The 21,988-nt window shown below is 58.6% G+C and carries 24 protein-coding genes; 13 read left to right on the forward strand and 11 right to left on the reverse strand.

What is annotated here, in order from left to right:
• Window positions 1-26: 26 nt before the first annotated feature.
• The 6 genes from SJY29_RS03115 to SJY29_RS03140 all read left to right on the forward strand — a co-directional run bounded on the left by SJY29_RS03115 (window position 27) and on the right by SJY29_RS03140 (window position 4,312).
• A complete protein-coding gene (locus SJY29_RS03115; protein ID WP_400086695.1) occupies window positions 27-632 on the forward strand; it encodes a DUF2937 family protein in 606 nt (201 codons plus the stop codon).
• Between the two features lie 66 nt (window positions 633-698).
• Window positions 699-1,967, forward strand: coding sequence for an ABC transporter permease (locus SJY29_RS03120; protein WP_400086698.1), 1,269 nt, complete (start codon window positions 699-701; stop codon window positions 1,965-1,967).
• Complete coding sequence (locus SJY29_RS03125) at window positions 1,960-2,643, forward strand: ABC transporter ATP-binding protein (protein WP_400086700.1); 684 nt, start codon at window positions 1,960-1,962, stop codon at window positions 2,641-2,643. Before SJY29_RS03120 ends, SJY29_RS03125 begins: the two co-directional genes overlap by 8 nt.
• 83 nt (window positions 2,644-2,726) lie before the next feature.
• The gene (locus SJY29_RS03130; RefSeq protein ID WP_400086703.1) at window positions 2,727-3,110 is read left to right on the forward strand and encodes a c-type cytochrome; all 384 of its coding nucleotides are present in this window, start codon (window positions 2,727-2,729) and stop codon (window positions 3,108-3,110) included.
• A 95-nt stretch (window positions 3,111-3,205) separates the two neighbouring features.
• The gene (locus SJY29_RS03135; RefSeq protein ID WP_400086706.1) at window positions 3,206-3,847 is read left to right on the forward strand and encodes a DUF3047 domain-containing protein; all 642 of its coding nucleotides are present in this window, start codon (window positions 3,206-3,208) and stop codon (window positions 3,845-3,847) included.
• A 69-nt stretch (window positions 3,848-3,916) separates the two neighbouring features.
• Entirely contained in the window at window positions 3,917-4,312 is a 396-nt protein-coding gene (locus SJY29_RS03140) for a c-type cytochrome (protein ID WP_400086709.1), read from the forward strand.
• On the opposite strand, the gene SJY29_RS03145 is transcribed toward SJY29_RS03140, so the two are convergent.
• The 3 genes from SJY29_RS03145 to parE form a co-directional block, all read right to left on the reverse strand.
• Window positions 4,277-4,999, reverse strand: coding sequence for a DUF1194 domain-containing protein (locus SJY29_RS03145; RefSeq protein ID WP_400086712.1), 723 nt, complete (start codon window positions 4,997-4,999; stop codon window positions 4,277-4,279). The two genes, SJY29_RS03140 and SJY29_RS03145, sit on opposite strands and share 36 nt — an antisense overlap.
• An 864-nt stretch (window positions 5,000-5,863) precedes the next feature.
• Window positions 5,864-6,559 carry a hypothetical protein gene (locus SJY29_RS03150; RefSeq protein ID WP_400086715.1) on the reverse strand — a complete coding sequence of 232 codons (696 nt, stop codon included), beginning with the start codon at window positions 6,557-6,559 and terminating at the stop codon, window positions 5,864-5,866.
• A 58-nt stretch (window positions 6,560-6,617) separates the two neighbouring features.
• Complete coding sequence (parE, locus tag SJY29_RS03155) at window positions 6,618-8,576, reverse strand: DNA topoisomerase IV subunit B (RefSeq protein WP_400086718.1); 1,959 nt, start codon at window positions 8,574-8,576, stop codon at window positions 6,618-6,620.
• A gap of 119 nt (window positions 8,577-8,695) precedes the next feature.
• On the opposite strand from parE, the gene SJY29_RS03160 reads away from it, so the two are divergent.
• The 5 genes from SJY29_RS03160 (at window position 8,696) to SJY29_RS03180 (ending at window position 13,169) form a co-directional block, all read left to right on the forward strand.
• Complete coding sequence (locus SJY29_RS03160) at window positions 8,696-9,580, forward strand: NAD-dependent epimerase/dehydratase family protein (protein WP_400086721.1); 885 nt, start codon at window positions 8,696-8,698, stop codon at window positions 9,578-9,580.
• On the forward strand, window positions 9,577-10,116 hold the full coding sequence (locus SJY29_RS03165) for a DUF4166 domain-containing protein (protein ID WP_400086724.1): 540 nt from the start codon (window positions 9,577-9,579) through the stop codon (window positions 10,114-10,116). The genes SJY29_RS03160 and SJY29_RS03165 overlap by 4 nt, the downstream gene beginning before the upstream one ends.
• A 123-nt stretch (window positions 10,117-10,239) precedes the next feature.
• The gene (locus SJY29_RS03170) at window positions 10,240-10,890 is read left to right on the forward strand and encodes a DUF1007 family protein (RefSeq protein ID WP_400086727.1); all 651 of its coding nucleotides are present in this window, start codon (window positions 10,240-10,242) and stop codon (window positions 10,888-10,890) included.
• A complete protein-coding gene (locus tag SJY29_RS03175) occupies window positions 10,872-11,756 on the forward strand; it encodes a nickel/cobalt transporter (RefSeq protein WP_400086730.1) in 885 nt (294 codons plus the stop codon). Before SJY29_RS03170 ends, SJY29_RS03175 begins: the two co-directional genes overlap by 19 nt.
• Window positions 11,757-11,798: 42 nt before the next feature.
• Complete coding sequence (locus tag SJY29_RS03180) at window positions 11,799-13,169, forward strand: MATE family efflux transporter (RefSeq protein WP_400086733.1); 1,371 nt, start codon at window positions 11,799-11,801, stop codon at window positions 13,167-13,169.
• Here SJY29_RS03180 and SJY29_RS03185 read toward each other — a convergent pair.
• The 5 genes from SJY29_RS03185 to lgt form a co-directional block, all read right to left on the reverse strand.
• Entirely contained in the window at window positions 13,158-13,949 is a 792-nt protein-coding gene (locus SJY29_RS03185; RefSeq protein ID WP_400086736.1) for a Hint domain-containing protein, read from the reverse strand. The genes SJY29_RS03180 and SJY29_RS03185 overlap by 12 nt on opposite strands.
• A gap of 220 nt (window positions 13,950-14,169) precedes the next feature.
• Window positions 14,170-14,331, reverse strand: coding sequence for a hypothetical protein (locus SJY29_RS03190; protein WP_181417171.1), 162 nt, complete (start codon window positions 14,329-14,331; stop codon window positions 14,170-14,172).
• A gap of 238 nt (window positions 14,332-14,569) precedes the next feature.
• Window positions 14,570-15,325 carry a peptidoglycan editing factor PgeF gene (pgeF, locus tag SJY29_RS03195; RefSeq protein ID WP_400086739.1) on the reverse strand — a complete coding sequence of 252 codons (756 nt, stop codon included), beginning with the start codon at window positions 15,323-15,325 and terminating at the stop codon, window positions 14,570-14,572.
• Complete coding sequence (locus SJY29_RS03200; RefSeq protein ID WP_400086742.1) at window positions 15,322-16,380, reverse strand: class I SAM-dependent methyltransferase; 1,059 nt, start codon at window positions 16,378-16,380, stop codon at window positions 15,322-15,324. Before SJY29_RS03200 ends, pgeF begins: the two co-directional genes overlap by 4 nt.
• Window positions 16,377-17,255, reverse strand: coding sequence for a prolipoprotein diacylglyceryl transferase (gene lgt / locus SJY29_RS03205; protein ID WP_400086744.1), 879 nt, complete (start codon window positions 17,253-17,255; stop codon window positions 16,377-16,379). Before lgt ends, SJY29_RS03200 begins: the two co-directional genes overlap by 4 nt.
• A 108-nt stretch (window positions 17,256-17,363) precedes the next feature.
• On the opposite strand from lgt, the gene SJY29_RS03210 reads away from it, so the two are divergent.
• Window positions 17,364-17,600: an accessory factor UbiK family protein gene (locus tag SJY29_RS03210; RefSeq protein ID WP_110280027.1), complete on the forward strand. Its 237-nt coding sequence runs from the start codon at window positions 17,364-17,366 to the stop codon at window positions 17,598-17,600.
• Window positions 17,601-17,900: 300 nt separating this feature from the next.
• On the opposite strand, the gene SJY29_RS03215 is transcribed toward SJY29_RS03210, so the two are convergent.
• The 3 genes from SJY29_RS03215 to SJY29_RS03225 all read right to left on the reverse strand — a co-directional run bounded on the left by SJY29_RS03215 (window position 17,901) and on the right by SJY29_RS03225 (window position 20,837).
• On the reverse strand, window positions 17,901-18,353 hold the full coding sequence (locus SJY29_RS03215; protein WP_400086747.1) for a DUF305 domain-containing protein: 453 nt from the start codon (window positions 18,351-18,353) through the stop codon (window positions 17,901-17,903).
• Window positions 18,354-18,818: 465 nt separating this feature from the next.
• Window positions 18,819-19,604, reverse strand: a complete 786-nt coding sequence (locus tag SJY29_RS03220; RefSeq protein WP_400086750.1) for a hypothetical protein — start codon at window positions 19,602-19,604, stop codon at window positions 18,819-18,821.
• Between the two features lie 201 nt (window positions 19,605-19,805).
• The gene (locus SJY29_RS03225; RefSeq protein WP_400086753.1) at window positions 19,806-20,837 is read right to left on the reverse strand and encodes a M42 family metallopeptidase; all 1,032 of its coding nucleotides are present in this window, start codon (window positions 20,835-20,837) and stop codon (window positions 19,806-19,808) included.
• A gap of 236 nt (window positions 20,838-21,073) precedes the next feature.
• Between SJY29_RS03225 and SJY29_RS03230 the strand changes: the two genes are divergently transcribed.
• Window positions 21,074-21,577, forward strand: a complete 504-nt coding sequence (locus tag SJY29_RS03230) for a YbjN domain-containing protein (RefSeq protein ID WP_110280264.1) — start codon at window positions 21,074-21,076, stop codon at window positions 21,575-21,577.
• The last annotated feature ends 411 nt before the right edge of the window (window positions 21,578-21,988 follow it).

Below are 21,988 nucleotides of genomic sequence, written 5' to 3' on the forward strand. Positions count from 1 at the left end.
ATGATTTCCCGCAACGGGGCGCTGGCATGATCCGCGCCCTCTGTTTGATCGGTGGGCTGAGCGGTGCCGCTGGCCTGTCGCAATACCCTGAGTTTTCGCAGCAATACCTGCAACGGCTGGCCGGTCAGGTTGATGAACTGACGCGGCAGGTTGTGGAGTTCGACGAGGCCGCCCTTGCCGATGGCATGGGCCGCGAAGAGATGTTGCAGGCGATGGCAGACACCTCGCTGGTGGCTTCGCAAGAGGCACTTTGGCGGAGGACCTTTGCCCGCCATGCGCGGTTGAGCGAGAACTTGATGCTGTTGCGCGAAGCCACGCCGATGGAACGTCTGACATTGCCGCATCGCATGGCGGACCCTGTGACGCTAACTGCGGTCTGGGATGATTTCACACCTGCTATGCCGCTGAGCGTGGCGGGGGCTGCCTCTGCCGGAACGGGTTTCCTGGGTGGCTGGGCCGGTCTTGCGATTTTGGCGGCGCTGGTGTCTATGCCGTTCCGCCGCGCAAAGCCCGCGCCCGCGACCAAGAAGCGCCGCGCGCCAGTGATCAAGGCCGACCCGCCCGTGACGCGCCCGACCCTTGTGGCGGACACACCGCCCAACAGGCCACGACTTGCGGGCGTACAAAGATAAGCGCGCAGCCGCTTGACCATTGCGCCCCCGCGCACCACCTTGCGGCAAACCCAAGCAGGAGCATTTATGGCCGAGGTCAGGACAACACGTCCCTTTGCAAAATTCGAATGGATGATCGCGTGGCGCTATATCCGCGCCAAACGTGCCGAGGGCGGTGTCAGCGTGATGACATGGATCAGCCTGATCGGTGTCACACTCGCAGTGTTTGCGCTGATTGCAACGCTGGCGGTGCGTTCGGGCTTTCGCGCCGAGTTTATTGACACAATCGCGGGGGCCAACGCCCATGTGAGCGTGGTGATGCCACGCGGGGTGATCACGGATTTCGAACAGGTCGCCGACAATATCCGCGCGGTAGAGGGGGTGCGGACCGTCGCGCCGCTGATCCGCGGGCAGGCGATGGCCTCGGGTCCGTCGGGGCGGATCGGGCTGGCGGATATTCACGGTATCCGGTTGGAAGATCTGAAAGCGTCAGATGCAATTGTGCAAAGTGAACGCACCTCGGGCAACATCGACGACCTGCCGAACGGGATTGCGATCGGTTCTGCTTTGGCGGCGAACCTTGGCCTTGATATCGGCGACCGGATTGAGCTGACCACGCGCTCGGGCGCATCCACACCCATGGGTCAGGCCACACGGCGCAATGCCTATGAAGTGGTTTACATCTTCTCGACAGGCCGCTTCCAGATTGATGAGGTGCGCGTCTATCTGCCCTTTGACGTCGCACAGCTGATCATGAACCGCGACGGTGTTGCCGATGAGTTGGAAATCCGGCTGGATGATCTGAACCAGTCAGAGGTTCTCAAGCAGGACATCGCCAATGCCGCAGGCCCCGGCATGTGGGCCTATAGCTGGCAGGACCGCGTGGGGCGGTTTTTGCGCGCGCTCACGATAGAGGACAATGTGATGTTTATCATCCTGTCGATCCTCGTGCTGGTGGCGTCGATGAACATTATCAGCGGGCTGATCATGCTGGTGAAAAACAAGGGGCGCGATGTGGGCATCCTGCGCACCATGGGCCTCACCGAAGGATCGATCCTGCGGATATTCTTTATCTGCGGCGCGGGGATTGGTACGATCGGGACTGCGCTGGGCGTGATCCTTGGCTGCCTTTTTGCCATCTACATCGACACGATTTTCAGCTTTGTGAACTATGTCGCGGGGGGCGGTGTCTGGGATCCGTCCATCAGGGGGATTTACAACATTCCCGCCGAATTGCGGCTTGTTGATGTGCTCAAGGCGGTGTCGCTGTCGCTGGGCCTGTCGTGGATTATCACGATCTTTCCTGCGCGCCGTGCCGCCCGCATGAATCCTGTCGAGGCGCTGCGCTATGAGTGATTTCACCCTTCAGGTCGCGGACCTGACAAAAACCTACAACGCAGGCAAACCGAACGAGGTGCGTGTCCTGCAAGGCGTTTCATTGGACGTCAAACCGGGTGAGGTGGTGGCACTGGTTGCCCCCTCAGGTGCGGGTAAATCCACCTTGCTGCATATTGCAGGCCTTTTGGATACCCCCGACGACGGCACCGTGCAGATCGAAGGCACGGATATGACCCGCCTGTCTGACCGCAAACGCACGGCGGTGCGCCGCTCAACCGTGGGGTTTATCTATCAGTTCCACCATCTGCTGCCGGAATTTTCTGCGCTCGAAAACATCGTCCTGCCGCAACTGGCCAACGGCCGTTCCGAGCAAGCGGCCGAGAAACACGCAATGGCCTTGCTTGATCGCGTTGGGATTGCGGCGCGTGCGGGCCACCGTCCTGCGGCGCTTTCGGGGGGCGAACAACAGCGGGTGGCGTTCTGCCGTGCCTTGGCCAATGAACCTGCGCTTTTGCTGGCGGATGAGCCGACAGGAAACCTTGACCCCGACACCTCGGATCAGGTGTTTGCGGCGCTGATGGGGCTGGTGCGTGATACGGGCCTTGCGGCCGTGATTGCGACACATAACCTTGAACTGGCCGCGCGGATGGATCGACAGGTACGTCTGAATGGCGGTGTGCTTGAGACTGCGTGAGCGTCGGTAATCTGCTGATTGATACAAATCATGGTGGCAGATTGCGTGCTTTTGTTACAGTCTGGTCAAAACAGGAGGCTGATATGCGGTACGTCATAATTTTGCTGGCGCTGGGCCTGACGGCTTGTGTCGAAGAACCCATCGACGGGCGGACAGCCTATATGGAAAACTGCGCCAGTTGCCATGGGGCCGATGGCAAAGGGGATGGCCCGGCAGCGCGCGATCTGGCCGTGGCCCCGCCTGATCTGACCACGATTGCGGCCCGCAACGGTGGTGTTTTTCCCGTAAATCAGGTCATGAGCACCATCGACGGGCTGGACCGTGGCGCGCATTTCAGCACCGCGATGCCGGAATTCGGCGCTGGTGATCTGGGCGAGACCGTGATTGTGGAAGAGCAGGGGTTGGGCACACCGGTGCCCATGAAGCTCCTGCTGCTGTCCGAGTATCTGGAATCCATCCAGCAGTAACCTGCGCTAACGTTCGCGTGAAAACGGCAGATGTCGGGTTCCTGCGCATTGGAACTGGGCTAGTTTTATCCTGACACTGTAAACAGGATATTTTCATGCACCGGATTTTTGCGACAGTTTTCGCCCTCGGGATAGCCGCAAGCGCGCAGGCAGCCGAAGTAAGATTTGACAACGGCTGGCAAGAGCAGCGCCTCTCGCTCTTCAGCTCGAACGACTATGCTTTTGGCCAGAACCTCGGACTGGTGTCGGACGGGTCCGTGTCCATCGCCTGGAGCCGCGTCGCACCAGCAAATTGGGGGACGCGTGGCGCGACATGGAACTGGACCGTAGAACAATCCGTACCCCCCACCGATCTGAGCCTGAAAGGTGGAGATGATCGTAACATCTCGCTCTACTTTGTGTTTGTGCCGCAAAGCATTGCGCCCAGCCTTGAAGGGGCGAATATCCGCGCCCTGCTGGGCAATGATGATGTGCGGATCATCCAGTACGCCTGGGGTGGCAACCATGCGCGCGGGCAGGTGATCCCGTCGCCTTACGGTCCTGCGGGGCAGGGGGTGACGGTTGCACTACGGCAGGCGGGGACGGGATCGTTCAGCGAAAGCGTTGATCTGGCGGCGGATTATGCCCGTGCTTTTGGCGGCGAAAAGGGCGCGCTGATCGGGCTGGCCGTGTCGGGTGACAGTGATGACACCAACAGCGTGATCCGGGCTGCGATTGGTGGACTGACACTGCGCTAGTTGATTTGCATCAACGCAGAAGGCGCATCCTCTGCCTAGGCTGATCCCAGCAGCATAGAGGAGACCGTGATGCGTATCTTTCCCGTGATACTGGCGTTGGGCCTTGCATCCCCTGTCGCAGCGCAGGATGCGATGCAGGGCGAGGCGCTTTTCGGCTTTTATTGCGCCACCTGCCACGGCAATGCGGCCACGGGTAACGGGCCGATGTCGCCGTCTTTGGTTGTGGCGCCCAGCAACCTGACACGGCTGGCCGCCGAAAATGGCGATGTGTTCCCGACCGCACGTGTGATCATGCGGATCGACGGGCGTGATCCGCTGGTCAGCCATGGCAGCATGATGCCGGTTTACGGGGATTTCTTTGAAGGCACCGATGTGGCCACCAAAGCCGAGACAGGCCAGCCCATCATGACGTCGCAGCCGATTGTCGACCTACTGGCCTACCTGCAATCCCTCCAGCAGGAGTGAGGCATATTCGGTCTGGGGTGTTGTCCCTGCGATCTCGAGGATCAGCTTGCGGCGCACCGCGTCGGTGAACTCGGGCCCGCTGAGCGCGGGCATCACGAAAGCGTTGGGGCCACCGATGATATTCTGCTCGTACATCAGCGGCAGGCTGTTGCCCATGAAATCGCCGTTCCGCAGGATCGGCAGGGCGTTGATGGTAATGTTATTGGCCACGACCTCATCGCGTGCTTGGGTGATGGGCGGGCCGAATGTGTTGCCCATGCTGTCGCCGGAAAAGTCGATCACGCGGCGGAAGCCCCTGATATCATTGTTTTCTATCTGCGCCATCCCGTAGAGCAGGGCCGAGCCGATGGCGTTGCGCCCGCGCGCCTGACGGGGCGGGCCGATCAGCGCGGCGGCGAACCGCGTGGCGCTGTCCATATCGGTGATGACGGTCCAGTCCACGACCGTGGCCTGGTTGGTGGCCCATTCCACATAGGTCACCGCAATCGAGCCATAAAGCGTGTTCTGGATTGCCAAGACCACCGCCGGATCGGTGATTGCTGTGGCGTAGGACTGGCGCTGGAACAGCAACTCGTCGGCGTCGATTGAGCCGGAAGCATCGGCCAGCAGCACCAGTTCGAGATCGGTTTCAATCTCTTGTGCGGCCAAGGGCGTGGCGAGGAAAAGGGCAAGGATCAAATAGCGCATAAGGGGTAAATAGGGCGGCGTGACGCAAGGGAAAGGGGCGTATGTTTTGCGTACACAAGCTGTACACAATGCGTATGTACACAGGGGCAAAGACGGGGCTGGTGTGTGCCCGCAGTCCCGGGCTTGACCCGGGACCTCGCCACACCGAGCGGCAGAGGCCCCGGATCAGGTCCGGGGCTGCGTTGTGCTTGATGCGAGGTTTGCGCCTATCCTTGGGGGCCACGTGGGTTTCACCCCCCCTACGAGAGGACGCACCCGTAGGTTGGGGCCTACCCCCACATGCCATGTCATGTGGTGCAGGTGTGCCGGGGAGCACCCCGACCTACGCCGCAGCACCCGTAGGCCGGGGTTCTCCCCGGCAACGTTGGCGATGCCCTCACAAAACACCCCGCCCGGCCTCGCCGGGCAGCGCCTGACCCCCCCTCGGAGGGCGCTTTTGCTATCCTGCGATGCGTCAGATTGTCCGGCATTATTGTGACAAGGCGAATGGCCGCGTCTAATCCTCTCCTTTATTGGTGAACTCACTCATCCATAATAAGATAAAAGCAAAAACACAGACACCAACGGCAATCAAAAACGTGGTTTCTCTTGAGAGAATTACAGAGAAACTTTCCAACAAGATCGAAAGCAAGAATACAAACACACACGGCAGAACGATTGCAAAAAGAGCATACGCAATAGATCCTGAATTTCCTATCTTATGCTTGTCTTCCCAAGATCGCACCGCCCTGAACCAACGCACTATCATTCTTACCTCCGAGGTAATTTGATATGTCAATAATTGTAGAAACCAGCGCCAACAATCAAGCGTCGCGCCGGTAGGTCGGGGCCTGCCCCGACGTGATTGTCAGATTTTTGCTTGGCTTATTCTTCGCCTTTGGGCCCCTCAATCTGCTTGGGCTTCTTAGGGGCTTCAAGGGCCTCATAACCCGACAAATGACGTTCAGTTTTTGTTGTTGCTGTCTGGATTGCTTCAGCTAAAGGTTCAGCGTCCTTGCCAAACTGCTTTACAAGACCCGATACCTCATAGGCTGCAGCCATAAATGCCGAAAAACCAACTTTGTCCTTGAAAAGTTCACTCTCAGCTTTTGATATCTTGTGCAGTACGCTTCTTTTCTGCTTATCTTCAAGAAACCGCGCTGTGGCGGTCAACTGCCGAGCAGTTTCGAGCGCTTCACGAATAGCAACTCTTTCCTCGGTTGGAACCGCAGCTCTTTCAAATTCGTTTTCATCTTCTTCTGATAAGAAGTGCTCATCCATTCTTACCACACACAAAGCTTGGAAGACGTTGTTCAAAGCAGTCGCAATTTCTGGACCCTGTTTATCTAACAACGCTTCAAATTGGCGAGCCGCAAAACCCCTAAAGTTGTCATCGTTAATACGCTTTGCAGCAGTTTCGCATGCCATAAAATACACGTACATTAAGTCGTAGTTCTGCTTATTCGCCATCCTTATCACAGGTCCGCCCCCAGGTGTTGATCGCGCCAACCGAATGAAAGCCGGCATTAGCACGAAAAGGGCGTCTTCGGGTTGCTTGGGCAAGTCATCGATTTTCAGCAAAGCGGGTCTCCTAAGGGTCTAAAATGCGGCTCTCCAACGGTTCTCAAAGGTGCGTCACTCAAACATCCAACTCCTCCACAAACCGCGCGTTTTCCTGAATATACTGGAACCGCAACTCCGGTTTTTTCCCCATCAGACGCTCGACCAGATCGGCGGTATCCCCCGGCACGTCGTCGTGCACGGTGACGCGGATCAGTTTGCGGGTGGCGGGGTCCATCGTGGTTTCTTTGAGGTCCTTGGCGTCCATTTCGCCCAGGCCCTTGAAGCGTTGCACGTCGATCTTGCCTTTGCCGCCAAGGCCTTTGGCCATGACCGCCTCTTTCTCGGCGTCGTCGGCCACATAGACACGGCGCGCGCCTTGGGTCAGGCGGTAGAGCGGCGGGCAGGCCAGATAGAGGTGGCCGTTGTCGATCAGGGGCCGCATCTGCGTGAAGAAGAACGTCATCAGCAGTGACGCGATATGCGCGCCGTCGACGTCGGCGTCGGTCATGATGATGATTTTCTCGTAGCGCAGGTCGTCAATGTTGAATTTCGTGCCCATGCCGACACCCAGCGCCTCGCAGAGGTCGTTGATTTCGGCGTTGGTGGTCAGTTTCGATGAGGCGGCCCCCAGCACGTTCAAAATCTTGCCCTTAAGCGGCAGAAGCGCCTGATTGACGCGGTTGCGCGCGCCTTTGCCCGATCCACCCGCGCTGTCGCCCTCGACGATGAAAAGCTCGGTTCCGGCGCGGTCCTTACTGGTGCAATCCGTCAGCTTGCCGGGCAGGCGCAGTTTCTTGGTCGCCGATTTGCGCGCAGTTTCTTTTTCCTGGCGGCGGCGCAGGCGTTCTTCGGCGCGCAGCACCAGAAAATCAAGGATCGCACCGGCAGATTTCGTGTCATTGGCCAGCCAGTTGTCAAAGTGGTCACGCACCGCCCCTTCGGTCATTTTGGCGGCGATTTCCGAGGACAGCCGGTCTTTGGTCTGCCCCACAAAGGCCGGATCGCGGATAAAGCAGGACACCAGCGCGCAACCGCCCGAGGTCAGGTCCTCGCGGGTGATTTGGGCGGCTTTCTTGTTGTTGGAGAGTTCACCGTAGGCTTTGATCCCCTTCAGGATCGCGGCCCAGAAACCGCTGACATGCGTGCCGCCTTCGGGGGTGGGCACGGTGTTACAATAGGACTGGATGAAACCGTCGCGCACGGGCGTCCAGTTGATCGCCCATTCCACCTTGCCGGGTTCGCCGAATTTTTCGTTAAAGTCCACGGTGCCGGCAAAGGGTTTGTCGGCGTAGGTGGATGCGGTGCCCAGCGTTTCCTTGAGGTAGTCCGACAGGCCGCCGGGGAAGTGGAAGGTGGCCTCAAGCGGGGTTTCCTTGTCGTCGATTTCGGACTTCCAGCGGATTTCGACACCCGAAAAGAGGTAGGCCTTGGAGCGGATCGAGGCAAAGAGGCGGGCGGGTTTGAACCGCTGGCTGCCGAAGATTTCCGCATCCGCGTGGAAGGTTACCGTGGTGCCGCGCCGGTTTTGCGTGGGCCCCAGTTTTTGCACCGGCCCCAGCGGGATGCCGCGCGAAAACCGTTGTTCGTAAAGTTCCTTGTTGCGCGCCACCTGCACGACCATGCTGTCGGACAGCGCGTTGACCACCGATGCGCCCACACCGTGCAGACCGCCCGAGGTCTGGTAGGCCTTGCCCGAGAATTTGCCGCCTGCATGCAGCGTGCAGAGAATGACTTCGAGTGCGGATTTGTCGGGGAATTTCGGGTGCGGATCAATCGGGATGCCGCGCCCGTTGTCTTTGATCGTCACGGAATAATCCGCGTGCAGTTCCACCTCGATCCGGTTGGCATGCCCTGCGACCGCTTCGTCCATAGAGTTGTCAAGCACTTCGGCCACCAGATGGTGCAGCGCGCGTTCGTCTGTGCCGCCGATATACATGCCGGGGCGTTTGCGCACGGGTTCCAGCCCCTCAAGCACCTCGATGCTGTCGGCGTTGTAGTCGTCGGGGCTGGCCCCGGAGAGGAGGTCGTTGGCCATGGTACTGCTCATTTCTTTGGTTTGGGACATAATGGCAGGCGCGCGTGCAGGGGGCAATCTCGAATGCTTGCGGATCGCGCGCAGCGGGCTAGTTTAGCGTCAAACACCAGGAGGACGATATGCGCGTATTTTTCACAGGCGGCAGCGGCAAGGCAGGGCGCCATGCGATTACCTATTTACAGGCGCAGGGCCATACGGTCGTCAATGCCGACCGCACCCCGTCAGGGCTTGATGTGTCGGAATTGCTGGTGGATCTGTGTGATGCGGGGCAGGTGATTGGCGCGATGTCGCAATATGCCGATTTCCATGAGCTTGAGCCGGGCACCGGCGTGCCCAAATATGACGCTGTGGTGCATTTTGCCGCCGTGCCGCGCGTGATGATCGGCACCGATGGCGAATGTTTTCGCCAGAATACGCTGAGCACCTATAATGTGATCGAGGCGGCGGTAAAGCTGGGCATCCCCAAGGTAATTTTTGCCAGCTCCGAGACGACCTATGCCGTCTGTTTTGCCGATGGCGAGCTGAAACCTGAATACGTGCCCATTGATGAGGACCATCCGACCGTCCCCCATGACAGCTATGCCATGTCCAAGGTTTGTAACGAGGTGACGGGCAAATCGTTTCAGGCCCGCAGCGGCATTGATATCTACGGGCTGCGGATCAACAATGTGATCGAGCCGCATGAATACGCCACCCAGTTCCCTGCCTATATGGCGGACCCCGCCCTGCGCCGCCGCAACATCTTTGCCTATATTGATGCCCGCGATCTGGGTCATATGGTGGATTGCTGCCTCAAGACCGATGGTTTGGGGTATGAGGTCTTCAACGTCTCGAATGATGATCTGTCGGTGGGGATCACATCAGACGAGGTGATCGAACGGTTCTATCAAGGCGTGCCAGTAAAGCGCGACATGCGCCCTGACGAGACGTTTTATGCCAATGACAAGGCCAAGCGGATGGTCGGATTTGCGCCCAAACATTCCTGGCGCGAAGTCTTGAGGTGACCTCAAAGCCGCCGCTCTTTGCGGGCTATCTCGGGGCGGATTATGACGCCCTGCCGCCCGTGGTGCGGGATTTGCATGATATGCGCGGCCCTGCCATCTGGCGCGGGCGGGCCAGTGTGACGAGGGGTGCGTCGCTTTGGGCGCGGCTGATTGCCTTTGCATTCCGGTTTCCACCTGCCACGGATGATATTGATGTCACCGTCACCATGACCCCGCAACAGGGCGGTGAGTTGTGGCAGCGCCAGTTCGGCGCCGCGCGGTTTTGGTCTTTCCTGCGCGTGCAGGACGGGCAGATGACCGAGCGTTTCGGTCCCTTTACCTTTACGCTGGGGCTGCACGTAGCAGACGGGCAGTTGCATTTTCCTGTGCAGGCGGGGCGCGTGGGGCCTGTGCCTTTTCCACGCTTTCTTTTGCCGGTCAGTGTGGCGCGGGAATATGAAGATGCGGGGCGGTTCCATTTTGACGTGGCGCTGTCGGCCCCCATCACAGGTGCGCCGATGGTGCATTATCGCGGGTGGCTTGCGCCTACAGCGTGACCACAGATTTTTCGACGAAAAATCTTGGGGCTCTGAGGTCAATTTTTGGCAAAAAATTGATCGCTGCGGGGCGGTGGCTGCAAGCGCATTGTCGATGCGCCAAGATACCCCTACATAGGCTGCATGCGTGTTGTCCTTCCCCTTCTTGCCGCTTTGGCCGTCCCCGTCACCGCGGCCGCCCACCCGCATGTGTTTGTGCAAGCACAGGTCACCGTCGTCTTTGATGAGGCCGGCGACATGGGGATCAAGCTTGATTGGCAATATGACGATCTGTTTTCGCTTCTGGTAACAACCGATCTTGGCATCGACATGGATGGCGATCTGGTCCTGACCGCTGATGAACAGGCCGTGCTCGACAGCCAGATTGCAGCTTGGCCCCCCGAATATGCCGGTGATCTCGAGGTCGCGCAGGGTGGTGCGGTGCTGGCTTTGGGGGAAAAGCAGGATCACCGCATGACCTATGTTGAGGGGCTCTTTCTGGAAACACATCTGCGGCCCGTACCGGATGTGCCCGATCGCGCGTCACCGCTACACATACGGGTGTACGACCCCAGCTTTTACACCGCTTATGATTTGCGCCGTCCTGTGCTGATCGAAGGGCGCGATGATTGCAGTGCTGAGGTCATTCCCGCCGATATCGATGCCGCCTATGCGCTCGCTGAAAGCCTGCTTGACGGGCAAAGCGCCGATGAGGTTGGTCCCGACGACTACTTCCCAGCCATTGGCGATGCGTTTGCGGACACGATTGTGGTGACATGCGCTGGCCCGCTCTGATCCTTGCCGCCTTCGGGATGCTGGCGCTTTGGCTTTGGGGCTGGGGCGGGGCCGATCAGGTGACGCGCTATGCCAGTGCTGCCCAGCGGGATGTGCAAAACGCCATGGCTGCGGCCCTGCGCGGATTGCGCGCGGGTGAAGCGGGGGCGCTGGCCACGCTTTGGGGGCTGTGTTTCGCCTACGGGTTTGTGCACGCCGCAGGGCCGGGCCATGGCAAGCTGGTGATTGGCGGCTATGGGGCAGGCACGCGGGTGCCTGCACGGCGCTTGGCGGGGCTGGCGCTGGGCGCATCATTGGCGCAGGCGCTGACAGCGGTGCTGCTGGTCTACGCGGCCGTCTTTGTTTTCGGCTGGGGGCGCGAACAAATGACAGGGGTGGCCGATGATGTGCTGGCCCCGCTTAGCTATGCATTGATAGGCGCAGTCGGGCTATGGTTGATGCTGCGGGGTTTGCGCCATTTGCGACCCAAGCATGACCATGCGCATGAAGGCGACGGTGACGTCTGTGCGTCTTGTGGGCATGCCCATGGGCCGACGATGGAACAGGCCGAGACTGTGCGTTCTTGGCGGGATGCGGCTGTGGTGATCGGCACGATTGCGGTCCGGCCCTGCACAGGCGCGCTGTTCCTGCTGATCCTGACGTGGCGGTTGGGCATCGACTGGGCGGGGATCATCGGGGCCTTTGTCATGGGTCTTGGCACCGCGAGCATTACCGTGATGGTGGCCTTCGCCGCTGTTGGGTTGCGCGAAAGCGCCTTGCAGTTGGTGCAGCACGGGGCGGTGGCGCGCACCCTGGCCTGGGCCGAGATTCTGGCGGGTGCGATTGTCGTCTTGCTTGCCAGCCAATTGGTGCTGCGCAGCATCTGATTGCACTTTACCGGCACGCGGAACGGGCCTAAGGGTTTGGCCATGCAACCTGTCGCACAAACATATCAAGACCACAGCCGTGCGATCTGGAAACTGGGGATGCCCCTGATCCTGAGCAATCTGGCGCAGTTTGCCATCCATATCACCGATACGGTGATGCTGGGCTGGTATGATGTCACTGCACTTGCCGCCTCGACCATCGCCGGCACGTTGTTCTTTGTCATCTTCATCGTGGGCGCAGGGTTCGCGCAGGCGGTCACACCTTTGGTGGCTTCGGCTGCGGAACAGGGTGATGAAGTGCAGGTACGACGCGTCACGCGGATGGGGTTGTGGTTGTCGATCTTCTACGGGTTCATTGTCACGATCCCGTTCTTCTGGGCCGAAGACATCCTGATCGCCATCGGACAGGATGCCGAGGTGTCGCGGCTGGCCCATATCTATCTGCAGATCGTGATCTGGCAGATGATCCCTGCGCTGATCGTCATGACGTTCAAGTCCTTTCTGGCGGCACTTGAACACACGGCGATTATTCTGTGGGCGACGATCGGGACGGCGGTGCTGAATGTCTTTATCAATTATGCGCTGATCTTCGGAAACTGGGGTATGCCGGAACTGGGGATCATGGGAGCGGCGATTGCGTCTTTGAGCGTGACGCTGATCACGGTTCTGCTGTTGATGATCTATATCCTGCGTGTCCTGCCGCAATTTGAACTGTTCAAGAATTTCTGGCGCAGTGATGGCACGATCCTGCGCCGCGTCTTCATGCTGGGCTGGCCCATTGGTGCCACGTCGCTGGCCGAGGGCGGGTTGTTCAGCGCCTCTGCCATAATGGTCGGCTGGATCGGGCCGATTGAGCTCGCCGCACATGGCATCGCGATCCAGTTGGCGAGCCTGACATTCATGGTTCATATCGGTTTCAGTCAGGCGGCCACTGTGCGGGCGGGCCGTGCCTTGGGGCGACGGGATGAATTATCCTTGCGCCGTGGCGGCATGACGGCGATCGGGATGTCAGCGATCTATGCGGTGATCACGTCGCTCATTTTTCTGGCGATGCCAGAGTTCTTGGTGTCGCTCTTCATCGACCCCAATGAACCGGAACGCGCCAATTTGCTGCGCATCGGTGCGAGCCTTGTGATGGTTGCCGCCTTGTTCCAACTGGTGGACGGGTTGCAGGTGCTGGCGCTCGGCCTGTTGCGCGGTGTGCAGGATACAGCCGTGCCAATGGTCATGGCGGCGATCAGCTATTGGGTGATCGGATTGCCGGTCAGCTATCTGCTGGCCTTTACCTTGGGCTTTGGTGCGGTGGGGCTGTGGCTGGGTCTCGTGATCGGGCTGGCCATCGCCGCAGCACTGCTTTTGTGGCGGTTCTGGGGGAGATCGGTGAAGATCGCCCCGCAGGTCCTAGCCGAGTAGTTCGAGGTCGCGCATCCGCAGGCGCGGGTGCTCCATCAAGCCAAAGTCTTCAAAGCCGCGTTTGTGGGGGAAGAGCGAGAGATATTCGCGCAATGCATCGCCCCGCAGGCCGAGGTTGAAGGCGGAACCGGGGTGCAGTGTTTCGATTTCCAACCCGTTGACCACGACACAGCGCTGCCCGGCAAATCCGAACTGGAAGACGCTGACGGGCGTTGCAGGCTCAAGGCTGAGCACAGTGTTGCCGTCGACAAAGTCGGCAGCGGGGATGAAGGCGGCATCACTGCCGGCTACGCGGCGGATACCGTTCGCACGGTGTAGCAGACGGGCCGATGGCCCCAGCACCAGATCCTGCGAGGGGCGGCTGTAGCCGAGGGCGTCGCCGGTGATCCGTGTCATCATGGGCTGTTTTGAATTGGCCGCATTTGTTGCGGGACCAAGCGTGATCCGGCCGCGCCACAACAGCTTTTCATAGCTGCCATCGGCAAGGCGCACATCGTCGCCCGGCATTACGTCTTCGACAGACATAAAGCCGTTCTGGGTCTGCACGATTGCCGCATGGCCGAGGACGGAGAACGCTTCCTCAAAGGCCGGATGGGCGCGGGCAATTGTGTTGAACTCGTTAAAGCGGCCTTGCGCATCAAGGTACATCACCTCGTATTTGCGCTGCGCAACATCGCTGTTTTGCGTTTTCGCATGTTGCCGCTGGGCAGGCGTAAGCCTGATTTGCTGGCTGAAAATATCGATCGCATGCTGCGTGCCGGAAGTCGGGGAGGGTTCCATCAAAAAAGCCTTTTCAGAGCTGACGTCATCTGCTGTCCCACCAACAACATCTGAGCAATAGTTACAGTTGTTCTGATTTGCGGGGCACGGATGCCCGGCAAATCGATGCAACCAAGACCTGCCCCAACACACGGCGCAGTATCGTTCGGATGGCTGCATCTTCCTTTTTTGCCCGGTGCCACCTGCCGCACAGGGCAGTAAAGGTCCAAGGCGGGGCGCGTTAAGCGCCCTGTGCGATGCGTTCGAGAGGTTGCACTGTATCGCCAGCATTTTCTGAACGGCGTGCGATCATGGCTTCACGCAGGCTGCCACGTGCCCAAGGCATTGGCGTGTCATATGTGGCGACTGCAGCTTCGAGTGACTTCTGCCAGCGGCTTTTCATGGTGATACCTCTTTTTTCTTGGTGCCCTTTATGGGCGCTGATTGAGGATCAGGATGCGGGATCATACTGGCGAGATTTTGACCAACTGAGGAAAAGATTCAGTCGCGTGCATTAATTCGGCAAAAAGGGCGGATATCTTTGATAATTATAGAAATTATCCGAGGCTGGAGTGTGCCGAAGAGATGCTTGTTTAACAAACCTAGGCAGGTCTTGCCTCATTTCGTTAAACGGCGCCGGTTTACAGCCTTATTGCTGCAATGAGCCGTCCATAGTCGGCCTGGCGTTCATGGACACTGCGCCGGTAGCTGTAGAATCGGTCGGGATGCGCGTAGGTGCAATGATGTGTCCATGAGGCTGACGCAATACCGCATTGCTTGAGCTTGAAAAGCCCGAAGGCAGGCAGGTCAAAGTAGGACCGGTCGCCTTTGCCTTGGCGGAAAAAGCGGTCGAATTGGGGATCAGCGGAAACGAATGTGTCGTAGAACTCTGGCCCGACCTCATAGTTGGCCTGACTGATACAGGGGCCGATGACCGCCACGATGTTGGCGCGCGTCGCACCCAGGTTTTCCATCGCGGCGACGGTCGCCTCAAGCACGCCGTTGACGGCCCCTTTCCACCCCGCATGTGCCGCCCCGATCACGCCCGCCTGCGTATCTGCAAACAGCACGGGCTGGCAGTCGGCGGTCAGGACGGAGAGCGCGACGCCCTTGGTGGCGGTGACCAGCGCGTCGGCTTTGGGGGCGGGTGTCACGGGTGTGCCCAGTGTGACGACATCGGCCGAATGAACCTGATGCACACCGACAAGTTTTTCCGCATCCACGCCCAGCGTTTTTGCAACGCGCGCGCGGTTGATCGCCACGATCTCGTGCTGGTCCGAGCTGCCATAGCCGCAGTTCAACCCCGCAAACACGCCAGAGGATGCGCCACCTGCGCGGGTGAAGAACCCGTGCGGCACATTTTCCAGAAGCGGCGAGGTAATAATGTCGAGCGTCATGGCTCCAGTCCGGGAGGTGGTGTTGCGGTTGACGGATAAAGGCCGATCACTTTGAAAAGGTCGCCCATTTCGGCAGGGTGGGTCAAGCGCCGATGTGCGGCGATATGGGCCGTGCGGGCCTCACCTGCCAGTTTCGCACTGAGCGCCTGTGCGCGGGCGGTGATCCCGAGGCGTTCAAGGAAGACGCCTTGGGAGGTCAGGCGCGTATATTTGGCAGGGGCGGCATGGGCGGCGACCGCAGCGAAATCGACATGCGCGGTCAGGTCAGCTTGGCCCGGGGTTGCAAGCGGTTCGCTGTAGGATTGGGATTGCAGCGCTTGCAGCGTGTCGCCCAGTGACTGCCAGTCACCGTAGTCGATGATCAGCGCGCAACCGCCGGATCTTTCAATCTGTGCGCCGATGGTTTCCGTGATGGCGGGAAGGGAGGGGCAAATCTCGACCAGATCACCCTCTGTCGTGTCTGTGAGGCGGTGTTCGACTGCCGCGATGGGTGCCGCTGCTGACAGCCCGAAGGCGAGCGCGCCATCCGTCACGCCGACCATCTTTTCGCGCCAGCCGTCGCCGCTGCGGATGAATTGGCGGATCGGCAGGGCGTCGAAGAACTCATTGGCAATCAGGTAGAGCGGCGCGTCGGGCAGTGTCGCGATACTGTCGTGCCATGTGGCGTGCGCAATGCGCGCGCTCTGGGCTTTGCGCAGTGTGGGGGAGGTCTCGACCAGATGAACCGAGAGTGCCTGGTGAAAGCCCGGCACGCCGCGTGTGGCGCGCAGGGCGTCCTGCATCAGGGTCCCGCGACCGGGGCCAAGTTCGGCCAGCGTGATCTGCGCGGGTTGTCCTTGGTCGATCCACGCTTGGGCCAGTGCCAGCCCGATCAGCTCGCCGAACATCTGGCTGATCTCGGGGGCTGTGGTGAAATCGCCCGCAGCCCCGAAGGGATCGCGCGTGGCGTAGTAGCCGTGCTCGGGGTGCATCAGGCAATCGGCCATATAATCGGCCAGAGTGATCGGTCCGGTCCGCGCGATGCGGGCGATCAGCAGATCACCCAAGGCGGTCATTTGCGTGCGGCCCTGATCACAACGGCAAGGCCCACGAGGATCATCGGCAGGGTCAGTGTCTGGCCCATGGTCAGCCCGTAGCCGCCGATGTGGAACGCCAGACCCAGTTCATTACCGACCGTGACGAATTGTGCGTCCGGCTGGCGCACAAATTCCACAAGGAAACGCGCAATGCCGTAGCCCGTGAAGAAGACGCCGGACAAAAGCCACGGTTTCATCAACCCGCCAAAGCGGAAGGCGAGCAGGATCAGGATCGTCCCGAGCAGCAGCCCTTCAAGCCCCGCCTCATAGAGTTGCGATGGGTGACGCACGCAAGGCTCTAACGCGGTTGCGCAGGCTTGGGCGGCTTGGCCCGGGAAGATCACACCCCACGGCAGATCGGTCTGGCGGCCCCAGAGTTCGGCGTTGATAAAATTGGCGATCCGCACCAGCAGGATTGCAGGGGTGGCGGCGACGGCGATGATATCGGCCAGATCGGGCAGGGGGACATTATGTCTGCGGCTGAAGAGGTAGACGGCGACGACAACGCCCAGAAAACCACCATGAAAGGACAGGCCGCCCTCCCATATCTTGATGATATCCAGCGGTGCGGACAGAAAATCGGCGGGTTTATAGAACAGCACATATCCCAGACGTCCGCCGCCAATGACACCGACGACAATATATGTCAGCAGGTCTTCGAGTTGCGAGACCTGCATCGGCGCGCCATTGCGCCACAATGCAGGGCGTTTCAGGGCCAGTTTGATCAGCTGCCAGCCAAGCGCGATCCCCACGATATAGGCCATCGCGTACCAGCGCAGGGCAATGGTGGCCCCGAAGAGCGTGAACGAGAAAATCTCGGGCGAGATATCGGGGAAGGGAATGGCTGCGAACATGGCGCTATTCCTTGTCTGGCGGTGCGGCAAAGTCAACCGCTCTTGCCTTGGGTTGTGGTGCTGCGCGCGAAAGCCCATATAAAGGGCAAGCAGCAGATGGAGTACACCATGCAGAGCAACAACAAGATCCTCGATGACATCAGCCAGTTGATGACGAATGCCATGGGCGTGGCCCAGGGCGCCAAGGACGAAGCGCAGACAGCGATGAAGTCAATGATGGACCGCTGGCTGGCCGACCGTGATTTCGTCACCCGCGAAGAATTCGACGCGGTCCGTGCGATGGCGCAGAAAGCGCGCGAAGAGAACGAAGCGCTGAAAGCCCGTATTGAAGCGCTGGAAAAATAGGTCGGGTCCTGCCGCCACGATACTTGAGTGGCGGGGGAGCCCCCGCCCTACCGTCCTTCACTTTCGCGCGTGAGCGTGACCAGCTGTGCGCAGGTGCAGCGGATGTCGGGTTTGAGCACCTATTGTTCTTGCTGCAGGGCTTGCGAAAGGCTTCTTTCACCAATGAGGCAAGACCCTTAACGCTGTTTGGGTTGTGAACGAGGTTTGTAGCGGCGCAAAACGGTCTATCGCCGAGCCTTTCTAGAAATGAGCGTTCTTGGAAAGGGCTGCACAGTTTTGAACTATGCAGCCCGTTTCAGATCAGTTCACGTTTGCTGTTAGCCAATTTTTCATAAGCTCAATTTCACCAACCTGAGCTTCCATGATTTCCTCAGCAAGTTTAATCATATCTGGATCATCGCCATGGTCGAGCAGGACCTGCGCCATGTCGATGGCACCTTGGTGATGCGCAATCATGCCACAAGCGAATGCGACATCGGGATCTTCATTCATCATACCTTGCTCCATGGCAGGCATGGTAATCATCATCTTTCGCATATTCACCTGAACATGTTCGGGAGAGTTGCTGAGGTCAGCGCTCTCAGGCGCCATCATTCCATCACTATGGCCCATGGCTGAATGGTCCATCTCACCCATTGTGGAAGATGTGATGCACTGTTCGGGAAGCTGGAATTCAGTATCTTGAGCCAAAGCTGGGAGCGAAAATGCTGCCGCTGCGAGCGCTGTTGCAAGGGATAACTTCACAAAGTTCATATTGAGTTTTCCTTAGAGTTTGAACGCAGAGTGGGCGCAGATGCGAACCCAACAAGCTCATAGCTAATCCTTCCAGCAAGTGGAGGGTCAAATACTAACGGATCACAGCTTTGAGAGCGTCCAGAGCGCCAGACCAATTACCGACGTTCGCTATTCATCACTTCATTCAGTATATGTGTTCCCAAAACCACCGTTCCTTGAACAGCTCGCCTAAACGGACCTTGGCGCACATCGAACCAAGGCCTAAAAAAATCCGCACAGCCGACCTTCCCCTAAGACCCGCCCAAAGATGATACCAGATTACTCAGCAGCACTGCTCAGTCTTTCGTCGTGACCTTCTTGGTCACCGAGTGGAGATAACGGGTGCTGTTTTCCACAAGTCCGGTAAGCGACGGGATTTTGGAAAACAAATAGCGATGACGTCTGGCAAAGGACATCATCGCTGTCGTTTCAAACACCCGGTGTCTAGACGAGGTTCTGGGTATGCATCCCGTCGGTCGGCGCACAGGCCGGAAAGCCGTATTGCGGGCCGGGTGCGACGCAGTCCCAATAGACGACATCGCCCGGATTCACCATTTTGGTATCGCCCGGATTTACCATTTTGGTGGCATAGCTTTCGCCCAAAGAGCCAGAGTCATGTGGGTTTGGATAGCCGTTGATCGACCAGAACCAGAACGGTGCATGCGATGTAAGCGCCTGTGGAGGTGCCGTATAGGTTGTCCCATGAATATCGAACGATCCGATGATCCGCTTGGGATCAAACTGGTGATCATCGGCAAAGCTCAATACAAAATTACCCCCTTGTGACGAAGATACGCTGGGCTGATGGCTGCGTGTGATCTGATCCATTATGTCTGAAATCAGAGCAGGCCCAGCCAGCGGTGCGCTTTGCCAAACAGCGATGTTCTGGAAAGGGGATTGCCCGGGGTTAGCCGGGTCCGGGCCCCAGCTTACGGCAATCGAAACCGTTCCGGCACAGGCCTCGGGGGATGCAAGCGCGCTGATACTTTGCTGCCGCATCACATTATACAGCATTTTCGCGGCCTGACGGTATCCGGACAACGGGCGTACAACGGAATACCCGTTTGTAGAGGCTGTACTTGCCTCGACCATCACACGGCGCAGAACCGACCATTGCGCCTTGCTGAGACCGGCGTTGCCGCCGATTGTCACAGGATCCGCAAGGAATTTGCGTAAAAGCGCATCGTCGCTCAACAGGTTTCGCAGGAACATGCTAAATACATCGTTCATTAAATCTCTCCTAGTTTCTGTGCAGGATAGCACACGTATAGGTTGAGAAAGGCTGCAATATTATCTGTGCGCTGTGACACAGTCGTGCAAGTATAGGATCACCGTTTGATCTATGCTCTGGGAAATGCGTCGGGTTGTCTGCGCAGAGCACCGAAGGAAGACTAATCTCTTGAGGGTATCCGGGTTTGACCCGTCCTACCCTTAAAACTCCGCCAGATACGCCACCAGAATATCCAGTGCTGCCTGCAAATCGTCTTTTGCGACCATCTCGGTGACTGTGTGGATATAGCGTGTACCGACCACGATCCCCACCGCGCGCGCACCTGCGGCCGCTTGTTGGGCGGCTGCACCGTCCTGTCCGCCTGCAGCGAGCATCGTGCGCTGGTAGGGGATCTTTTTCTTGATCGCGAGCGCTTCGATGTCGGCCACCAGTGCTTTGTCGGCGATGAACGAGCTGTCGCGCACGTGCAGGCCGAACCCTTTGCCCTGATGTGTCGTGGCATCCTTTTCTGGGATGCCGGGTGTATCGCAGGCCAGTGTCACGTCGATGCCCAGCCCGATGTCGGGTTTGATCGCATAGGCGGCGGTGCGTGCGCCACGCAATCCGACCTCTTCCTGACAGGTAAAGGCCACGTGAATCTCGGCACCGCGCCCTTTTTTCCCCAAAGCCTTGATCGCCTCGATCCCAAGCCAGCAGGCGATACGGTTATCCAGCGCCTTGGAGACGAATTTATCGCCCATTTCCAGAAAAGGTTCATCCATGACGACGTAGTCGCCGATTTTCACGATATCCTTTGCGGCTTTGCCCATACCCAGATCGACGAAGAATTCCCCGATTTCAGGCACTTTCTTGCGGTCCTCGGGGGCCGAGATATGGACCGGTTTGCCGCCGGGGTTCATCACCCCTTTGAAATCGCCCTGATCGGTGCAGACCAGCACACGGCGCGAGAAAAGGTTGCGGGGGTCAAAGCCGCCAACAGGCTGGAGATAGAGAAAGCCGCTTTTGTCGATGTGGCTGACCAGAAAGCCGATCTCGTCCATATGGCAGAGCAGCATGATCTTGGGTGCGCCTTTCTTCTTGGCATCGCGGCGGCACAGAAGCGAACCCATGGGATCGGTTTCAATGTGATCGAAAAGACCTTCGATTTCCGAAATGATCAGGTCACGGACCCGTTCTTCATGTCCGGGCACGCCGGGCATTTCGCAAAGTCGTTTGAGAAGGTCGGTGTTCATCGGGTGCTCCTTTGTGTCGCGCAGCATCAAAGTGCGCGCTGGCTGGGCAGAAGGCAATTATCCACATGAATTTTTTGTGTCACATCACTTATCCCCAAAAAATTGCTTTACAGCTGCGTCTTTTACGGGCCACGATATGTAGTAGGGGATAAACGTGAACAACACCGCCCCTAGAGCAGGCACCTAGCGCTTGGGCACTGCCATGACCCATGCGCCAAAGCAGTGAGGCCGAGCATATGGCATTGTCCGAACATTACCTTGAGGCTGATGATCTTCACCCTATTGATCTGGTGGAGCACATCGCAGAACACCATGCATGGGAATTTGACCGCATCCATGACGACCAGATCGCCATGGCCGTTGAAGGCCAGTGGCGCACATACTCTATCACGCTGGCTTGGTCTGCCTATGACGAGACCCTGCGCCTGATCTGCACCTTTGATATGGAGCCCCCCGCAGACAGGATGCCGGCGCTCTATGAGACGCTCAACACGATCAACGACCGCTGCTGGGCGGGGGCCTTTACGTGGTGGGCCGAGCAAAACCTGATGGTGTACCGCTACGGGCTGATGCTTGCGGGTGATCAGGTTGCGGGGCCGGACCAGATTGATACGATGATCGGCGCCGCTGTGGCAGCTTGCGAGCAGTATTACCCTGCAATCCAGTTGGTCACATGGGCCGAGCGCACGCCTGAAGAGGCCGTGCAGGTGGCGATCGGCGGGGCCTACGGGCGCGCGTAACCGCACAAAAGACGGTCTTCTTGAAAAGGGGCAGGCCACGCCGTTGGCCTGCTCTTTTTGTTTTTACGACAGGATTTGCCGCTGTTTCCGGCCACATATGACACGCCGCTGATTGACGCGTAGACATGCACAGTTCGCCATACATGCAAGCGGCCAAGAACCTTGTCACCTCAATGGCTTATTCGCAGCATAAGGCTGGATAAATCAGTGAAAGCTACAGTTTTACAGGCTTTGCAGGCGCGGTCTTGCGGGTGTCGGCCTGCCCCAAAAAGTTTCGAAAACAACCACGAACTGGACACAATTATAGCTAAATACTCTGCTTTGTATCGCAAAGTGAGATGTGACGAGTAGTGAATGGATTTGATGCGTGGCTTGCCTCTGGACAGACCTGTTTCGGGTCTTTGGTAGCTG

Source organism: Yoonia sp. R78084 (assembly GCF_044595625.1).
GTDB lineage: Bacteria > Pseudomonadota > Alphaproteobacteria > Rhodobacterales > Rhodobacteraceae > Yoonia.

Coding starts and splice junctions, on each gene's coding strand:
- SJY29_RS03115 (WP_400086695.1), top strand. CDS start 27: ATGATCCGCGCCCTCTGTTTGATCGGTGGGCTGAGCGGTGCCGCTGGC.
- SJY29_RS03120 (WP_400086698.1), top strand. CDS start 699: ATGGCCGAGGTCAGGACAACACGTCCCTTTGCAAAATTCGAATGGATG.
- SJY29_RS03125 (WP_400086700.1), top strand. CDS start 1,960: ATGAGTGATTTCACCCTTCAGGTCGCGGACCTGACAAAAACCTACAAC.
- SJY29_RS03130 (WP_400086703.1), top strand. CDS start 2,727: ATGCGGTACGTCATAATTTTGCTGGCGCTGGGCCTGACGGCTTGTGTC.
- SJY29_RS03135 (WP_400086706.1), top strand. CDS start 3,206: ATGCACCGGATTTTTGCGACAGTTTTCGCCCTCGGGATAGCCGCAAGC.
- SJY29_RS03140 (WP_400086709.1), top strand. CDS start 3,917: ATGCGTATCTTTCCCGTGATACTGGCGTTGGGCCTTGCATCCCCTGTC.
- SJY29_RS03145 (WP_400086712.1), bottom strand. CDS start 4,999: ATGCGCTATTTGATCCTTGCCCTTTTCCTCGCCACGCCCTTGGCCGCA.
- parE (WP_400086718.1), bottom strand. CDS start 8,576: ATGGCCAACGACCTCCTCTCCGGGGCCAGCCCCGACGACTACAACGCC.
- SJY29_RS03160 (WP_400086721.1), top strand. CDS start 8,696: ATGCGCGTATTTTTCACAGGCGGCAGCGGCAAGGCAGGGCGCCATGCG.
- SJY29_RS03170 (WP_400086727.1), top strand. CDS start 10,240: ATGCGTGTTGTCCTTCCCCTTCTTGCCGCTTTGGCCGTCCCCGTCACC.
- SJY29_RS03175 (WP_400086730.1), top strand. CDS start 10,872: ATGCGCTGGCCCGCTCTGATCCTTGCCGCCTTCGGGATGCTGGCGCTT.
- SJY29_RS03180 (WP_400086733.1), top strand. CDS start 11,799: ATGCAACCTGTCGCACAAACATATCAAGACCACAGCCGTGCGATCTGG.
- SJY29_RS03185 (WP_400086736.1), bottom strand. CDS start 13,949: ATGGAACCCTCCCCGACTTCCGGCACGCAGCATGCGATCGATATTTTC.
- SJY29_RS03190 (WP_181417171.1), bottom strand. CDS start 14,331: ATGAAAAGCCGCTGGCAGAAGTCACTCGAAGCTGCAGTCGCCACATAT.
- pgeF (WP_400086739.1), bottom strand. CDS start 15,325: ATGACGCTCGACATTATTACCTCGCCGCTTCTGGAAAATGTGCCGCAC.
- SJY29_RS03200 (WP_400086742.1), bottom strand. CDS start 16,380: ATGACCGCCTTGGGTGATCTGCTGATCGCCCGCATCGCGCGGACCGGA.
- lgt (WP_400086744.1), bottom strand. CDS start 17,255: ATGTTCGCAGCCATTCCCTTCCCCGATATCTCGCCCGAGATTTTCTCG.
- SJY29_RS03210 (WP_110280027.1), top strand. CDS start 17,364: ATGCAGAGCAACAACAAGATCCTCGATGACATCAGCCAGTTGATGACG.
- SJY29_RS03215 (WP_400086747.1), bottom strand. CDS start 18,353: ATGAACTTTGTGAAGTTATCCCTTGCAACAGCGCTCGCAGCGGCAGCA.
- SJY29_RS03220 (WP_400086750.1), bottom strand. CDS start 19,604: ATGAACGATGTATTTAGCATGTTCCTGCGAAACCTGTTGAGCGACGAT.
- SJY29_RS03225 (WP_400086753.1), bottom strand. CDS start 20,837: ATGAACACCGACCTTCTCAAACGACTTTGCGAAATGCCCGGCGTGCCC.
- SJY29_RS03230 (WP_110280264.1), top strand. CDS start 21,074: ATGGCATTGTCCGAACATTACCTTGAGGCTGATGATCTTCACCCTATT.